The sequence below is a fragment of the Mesorhizobium sp. M1409 genome (genome assembly GCF_040317535.1).
Taxonomy (GTDB): domain Bacteria; phylum Pseudomonadota; class Alphaproteobacteria; order Rhizobiales; family Rhizobiaceae; genus Mesorhizobium.
This window is the reverse complement of record NZ_JAMYKV010000067.1, coordinates 22,839-28,838: the sequence shown is the minus strand read 5'-3', so window position 1 is coordinate 28,838 and position 6,000 is coordinate 22,839. Positions and strand designations below refer to the sequence as shown.

At 58.4% G+C, this 6,000-nt stretch carries 4 protein-coding genes and 4 pseudogenes; 3 read left to right on the top strand and 5 right to left on the bottom strand.

Going from position 1 to position 6,000, the window contains the following annotated elements; genetic code table 11:
* Positions 1-560: 560 nt before the first annotated feature.
* Positions 561-776: pseudogene (locus NKG99_RS31900) on the top strand (transposase); the annotation flags it as partial.
* Positions 777-1,118: 342 nt separating this feature from the next.
* Here NKG99_RS31900 and NKG99_RS31895 read toward each other — a convergent pair.
* From NKG99_RS31895 to tnpA, 5 genes and pseudogenes are all read right to left on the bottom strand, one after another.
* Positions 1,119-1,883, bottom strand: a complete 765-nt coding sequence (locus tag NKG99_RS31895) for a LuxR family transcriptional regulator (protein WP_352826309.1) — start codon at positions 1,881-1,883, stop codon at positions 1,119-1,121.
* 292 nt (positions 1,884-2,175) lie between these two features.
* Positions 2,176-2,656, bottom strand: a pseudogene (locus NKG99_RS36080) (transposase); the annotation flags it as partial.
* A pseudogene (locus tag NKG99_RS31890) lies at positions 2,652-3,408 on the bottom strand (IS66 family transposase); the annotation flags it as partial. The pseudogenes NKG99_RS31890 and NKG99_RS36080, both read right to left, overlap by 5 nt.
* 53 nt (positions 3,409-3,461) lie before the next feature.
* Positions 3,462-3,815, bottom strand: a complete 354-nt coding sequence (gene tnpB / locus NKG99_RS31885) for an IS66 family insertion sequence element accessory protein TnpB (protein ID WP_352873228.1) — start codon at positions 3,813-3,815, stop codon at positions 3,462-3,464.
* A pseudogene (gene tnpA, locus NKG99_RS31880) lies at positions 3,796-4,273 on the bottom strand (IS66-like element accessory protein TnpA). Before tnpA ends, tnpB begins: the two are co-directional and overlap by 20 nt.
* On the opposite strand from tnpA, the gene NKG99_RS31875 reads away from it, so the two are divergent.
* Together NKG99_RS31875 and NKG99_RS31870 are read left to right on the top strand one after the other, a co-directional pair.
* On the top strand, positions 4,245-4,631 hold the full coding sequence (locus NKG99_RS31875; protein ID WP_352873227.1) for a hypothetical protein: 387 nt from the start codon (positions 4,245-4,247) through the stop codon (positions 4,629-4,631). The pseudogene tnpA and the gene NKG99_RS31875 sit on opposite strands and share 29 nt — an antisense overlap.
* Positions 4,632-5,141: 510 nt before the next feature.
* Entirely contained in the window at positions 5,142-5,564 is a 423-nt protein-coding gene (locus NKG99_RS31870) for an IS66 family transposase (RefSeq protein WP_502913105.1), read from the top strand.
* Positions 5,565-6,000: the final 436 nt, after the last annotated feature.

Below are 6,000 nucleotides of genomic sequence, written 5' to 3'. Positions count from 1 at the left end.
ACCTCCATCGAGGTGGATGTTGAATCAGCACAAAACGCAGCCGTCACATCACAATCGATTCATCGATCACAGGACGTGCTCTAGGCCCAATCTCGTGAAGGACGAAGGCCACCGCTCCGTATTTACTAAATCGATAGCCTTTGATGATAAGTTGCACTGGAATTTGACCTTGAAGCTTAGTGATTTCCATAGCAATTCTAAATCGCATCGGAACGCCCTTCTCTGCTGGCAGTGATCGAACATCATTGCTTAAGCCAGAGCACCGAGAACCCACGACCATAAAACCGTCGCAAGGACTACGTGCGGCCGAACTTCGGCCCCAATGTCCTGTACTTACCCGAATAGGCTTGAGGAGCCGCCGATGGTTGAACCAGTCCACCCTGGCTTGGCAATCAGGTGGCTCAACGCAGTTGTAGCCCGCAACCTCTGCCTTTGCGACTACATAAGATGGCAGGTATCATCACCGGGTGTCTTAAGTACGATGCCGGTGATCGCCTAGGCTCAGGACCTATCAATTTCGTTTGAGATGTGATTCGTGGTCTCCATTGAAGGAGGCCGCTATGGGTGATTTGTTTCTGCCGAGCGAGCGCCAGATGGTGCGGATTTCGCCACATTTTCCGCTGTCGCACGGGGTGCCGAGGGTCGATGACCAACGCGTCGTCAGCGGCATCGTCTATGTGATCCGCAATGGGCTGCAGTGGAAGGATGCGATGGCCGGCTACGGTCCGCGCAAGACGCTCTACAACCGCTTCATCCGCTGGAGCTGGCTCGGCGTCGCAGGCGATTGGGACAAGCGTCCTGCAAGGGCGCAGCGAACAGGCGGACGCGTTGTGAACAGGGCTAACTAATAGACGCGGACAAAACGGGGAGCACGTCAGGTCCTTCCAATGTATGTCTCGCACGCCCCCAGCAAACTCGTGGTGCACCGCTCTTAACGGAATGGACCAGCCTCGTTCTCGGTAGGGACTCCTTGTGGGTGCGGCTGCTGCTTCAGCACTTGGGACAATGCAAGGGTCGGGCGGTGGGCATCTGAACTTCGTGGCAACAATGCTTACCATTTTTTCCCTATCGGAACACTCCGATTTTACATTCGTCATGATGGTCTTTTACGTCGCTTTTTACAATTCGACAATTCCGAGCTTTACTGTCTTGATAGCTGCGAGCGTCCTACTTGATGTATCCAATTTTTTCTTCACGTTTTTAATGTGGAAATTGACCGTATTCACGGATATCCCTAGAATTGTTCCTATTTCCCAAGATGACTTTCCTTTCGCCGTCCACAGAATGCACTCCTTTTCTCTCGGCGTAAGGCTTGGGGCGTTTTCGAATACCGCCGAATTCTCGAACTGGGCGACGCTCAGATGGAAATGTAACGCAGCAAGTTGCAAATAGGTGACTGTTCGATTTTGGAATTCGCGGTCCCAAGGTTGAGCAAAGCTCATGATGGCAAGCCTCCTTTCCGGGCCGTGCAATGGAACGGTAATGCCCGACCTTAAACCGAACGTTGCAGCCTCGTCGAAAACGCGTCGCTCGTTGTCAGTCGTGCTTCCGTCGTTGTACACTTCGCTCCATCGAAAGGCGTCTGCTCGCTGTCGACTCGTCTTGATGATTGGGTCTATCCTGTCGTAACCCATTTCGAAATAGCGCGCCTGCCATTCAGCAGGGTAATTATTCAGCATGACCGTCGGATCGCGCTGGCCAGGCTTTAAACCACTTTGGCCAGGTGCAAGAGGCCCATAGGCGATCCACGGGCAATCAAAATGGAGGGCAAAGGCGGATAAAAGGTCAAATATTCGTTCCATGTGCGCAATGCCGTTGGTCTTTTCAAGGAACCGGCCGAACTCGATCGCAAATGTCTCCCTGGCTGTCTCGGTCGAATGCATTGACGGGACACTAAGCAAACTGGTCGGACCTCGGTTACGGGTCCTTGAAGTGAGGGAAGGCTCTCATCCGCAGGCGTTCCATAATGTGTCTCCGGAGAAATTTTCACTGGAGGTTGGGACCGCCAAGATGCACAGGGCTGCAAAGCGAGAGGCTCGCCGCGCCGTCATCGGCAGATCGGGCATTACCAAAACGTTACTACATTTGCCAGGGTCAGCAGGGTTATATTGCGTGAATTAAATGTTGCGCCAATATTTCCGAAGTTTGAATTCCACAGCTGCAACTGTCAAATTTTCAACTGCTGACGCGGTCGAATAGAACGAGGCCCTGAACTTGACCTGGAAAATCTGTAGAGACGCGACCGAACGGCATTAGCTTGCGGGCGAGTGCCACGATCATCGTCTTGCGTGGGGATTTGCGACCGTCGCTCGCGCGCCCGGAATCCTTGGGCGAGGTTACTGTCCTTCTGGAAGCTCAGAAAACGCCACGCCAGTTTGGATCATGCCGCGCCGCACGCGGGCGTTGCCGGCGCGTGCCAGCCCCCCTCTCGCGGCGGCGCTGGCCGCTCTCGTCCGGCGTCCCGGTGCGGCCGGCATAGCGCGCCACGGCGCGGCGATCGCGCAAGCCGCGTGACAGGATCTGGCCGCCTGACGCCGGTGCCGATGATCCGCGCGATGAGGCGTACCATCGCGTGCGGGCCGCTCGCTGTCGCGGCCGGGGCAGCCAGCCGGCGCAGGCGTTCCTGCTCGATGGCGCGAATCTGCTCACGCACCAGGGGTGAGGGGCTGCGATCTGAGCCGCAGCATCAGCACGTCATAGATGCGGGAGAGATGCTTTTGGCTCGAGCCGATCACCCAGTGGCCCAGAGCGCCACGGCTGACAGGAACACCCGCGCGCTCGAAGGCCTGCGCCAGGCGGTAGAGCGGTGTGCCGTCGACGTATTTGTGAACGAGCGCGAAGGCCGGCCTCGAAGCCGTGGCGATGCAGCCCGGCAAGGGTTGCGCGGGCATCGGCGCGGTCACGACCGGCGTGTTGATGCCGGTGCGCTCACAATGGCGGCAAGCATATTTGAACCGCACATTCTGCAGAACCTTCGCCTTCACCTCGATATGAAGTTGCTCGGTAACGGCCTCGCCGGTGCGATGCATCTGGTGACGGCAGCAGGGACAAGCCTTCTGGTCGTCGGGAAGGTCATACTCGACGCGCTCGCGCGGCAGGTTTTCCGGCAAGGCCTTGCGGCCGCGCTTCTTTCCCGTTGCCCCTTTGCTCGCCTGCAAGCCCTTGTCCGGCAGGACAACGACATCGCCATCTTCGCTGTCGGCGGCGTCCTCATCGCGCGGCCTGTTCGGCTTCATTGAAGAGGCGGTCAATGTGCTTTTCGCTCTTCGGCTCAAAACGATGCAGTCGTGCAAGCGCCAGCTCTTCTTCGAGTTTGACGACGCGTTCGGCGAGTTGACGGTTCTGCACCTGCAGCGCAGCAATGCGCGCCTTCAACTCTTCAGCAGTCGGTTCGCCGGGTCGATTCATCAGATTTTGAATCGAAAGCATGCCGCCGCGTCAACCGCTCAATTCGAGAGCCCTCAACCAGCAACCTGATATTGCCGCACCGGATGGCGGACCATCGCATCGATATCGATGCCGTCGAGGATCCAGTGCAATTGCTCGGTCGTAAGCGTGGCCACCGCTGCCTCCCGGCGCGGCCACCGGAACCTGTCCTCGGTCAGCCGCTTCAGGACCAGCACAAAGCCCGACCGATCGAAGAACAGGAGCTTCATCCGGTCGCGACGGCGATTGCAGAACGCAAAAACCGCCGGAGCAAACGGATCGAGCGCCATCGTCTCCTGGACCAGAACCGCAAGGCTGTTGATGCCGGCCCGGAAGTCGATCGGCTCGCGGTGAAGGTAGACTTTCAAGTCAGCGCCCAGTCTGAACATGACCCAGCGCTCCGATTACCGCTGCCAACGCATCCACATCACCGCATTCCAGCGTCAACTTCACGCCGTTCGGCAGCGACGCGCTCACCTTGGCTGGAGAGGAAAAATGCGCATTCCTTTTCGATGACGACCCACGCATCCATCGCAAGTCCCCGGCAAATCCACCGCAGCCATGCTGCTCTGTCGCAGCAAGCCCCGATCGGCAGTGCTTTCAATCTGAACCGGGATGAACGCCGATGGTGGGGCGGCGGGAGGGACTGGGTCTCGGCGCGCTTCTTTATCCACTTCCGAAGAAGGTTCGCATTGACCCCATGTTCGAGCGTGAGCCTCGATACCAACACGCCAGGCTCAAGGCAGGCAGAGACAAGACGCTCCCTCGATGCCGGGTCGTATCGGCGTCGCCCGTCCCGACCGAAACGGAACCCGAAGATGCGTTTCACGTCGCTGATGCACCACATCACTCCGACGCTATTGGTGGAGAGCTTCCATGCGCTCCGCAAGCAGGCGGCGAGCGGCGTGGATGGCGTAACGTGGTACGATTATGAGAAGACACTCGGGGGGCGCGTGCACGAACTACATCGGGAAATTCAGTCCGGTGCGTATCGTGCACAACCGTCCCGACGGGTCTACATTCCGAAGAATGACGGAAGACTCCGTCCACTCGGCATTGCAGCGTTGGAAGAAAAGGTCGTGCAGATCGCCGTGTCGACGGTTCTAAGCGCGATCTATGAGCAGGACTTCCTCGGCTTCTCATACGGGTTCCGACAAGGAAGGGGACAGCATGACGCGCTAGACATTGATGCGACGACGCCATGAACCGGTGGCAAAGGTAGGTCGGTGGTTACGGCAAGTGTTACAAGGGTATTTGAACTACCATGCGGTGCCTGACAATCTAAGACGGTTGGGAGGTTTCCGATGGGAGGTCGGTCGAGCATGGCGACACGCATTGATGCGTCGAAGCCAGCGACACCGCATGCCTTGGGACCGTTTCCAAAGGCTGCTTCGCAAATACCTGCCACCGTGCCGCCTGATGCATCCGCATCCAGATGCTCGGCTTACCGTCACAACATCCGATAGGAGCCGTATGCGGTAGTGCCGCACGTACGGATCTGACCGGGGGGCGATGGGTAACCATCGTCCCTACCGGGACCCCTCGAGCGGTCTCATCATAAATCGAAGGCCGTTGACGAGACTGTCGACGCTTCCGCTTCGACGAGCTGTTCAACACACGGATTGCGGATTTCTCGTGATACCCTGTCGCCGCGATGAACTCATCTAAGATCCTGCGCTTGTCCTTATTCGCTGCGGTCGCATAGCGATCCCGGATTGCATTGGCCGGGCTTCAAGCGCCAGCCGCTCAAGAAGCTCGATGCCGATGCGCCAGCTCTGTTGAAACTGCTGCAGCGCTTGCGCGACGAAGCCGGCCAGGCCGGGCATGCTCTCAAGGCATGGCTCGACGACATCGCCCCAAAAGTCTTGCCGGACAGCAAGTTCGGCAACGCCGTCTCATACACCCTGAACCGATGGGGATATCTGACTCGTCACACCGAGGACGGCAGCATGCCGATCGACAATAATCTTCTCGAGCGTCGCTTCGAAGGCTTGGCAACGGCCAGAGCGATCACGCGTCTCTACGGAACATCCAGGCTGTCTGTGAACTTCTTCCAGCCCTCGTCAAGCTGGCTGTCAAGCGGCGCGACGGCGCAAAGGTGGCTAAGCGCGCTATCATCCGCCACAGACGCCCTGTAATCGACTGCTACAGGCGGAGAGTATCCCGTTGGCCGCCAAGACCAAGCTGACGGAGATCGCCCCTGGGCTCGATCCGCTGAAAGTCTCGAGGAAATGAGTGCTGTGCAGGCTCACCTGGCAGCATTGGCTGACGGCGAAATACCGCCCCCGCCGACATCCGAGCCGCCTGACCTGGCCGCATTCGTGGCAAGCCTATCAAGCGCCTGGCACGGCGGCGAGATCCGTCCGACATTCTCAATCATAGCTAAACCGCTTTATCTGCGAAGCCTCCAAAAGGTCATTGCGAGTCCGTCCGCCGCAACCAAGCTAGCGATCTCGCCCCCGACCGCAGCACCGCCACAAGCCAAAGCTGGTCTACGCCAAACCTGGCCAAGGCCGCATCCACGCGCTCCGCGTGGCGTGGCCGATCGCGTGTCACCGATTGGAGGAAACCCAA

Bases quoted from the DNA above. Each gene is read 5' to 3' on its own strand.
- NKG99_RS31895 (WP_352826309.1), bottom strand. From the start codon at position 1,883: ATGCATTCGACCGAGACAGCCAGGGAGACATTTGCGATCGAGTTCGGC.
- tnpB (WP_352873228.1), bottom strand. From the start codon at position 3,815: ATGTTCAGACTGGGCGCTGACTTGAAAGTCTACCTTCACCGCGAGCCG.
- NKG99_RS31875 (WP_352873227.1), top strand. From the start codon at position 4,245: ATGCGTTTCACGTCGCTGATGCACCACATCACTCCGACGCTATTGGTG.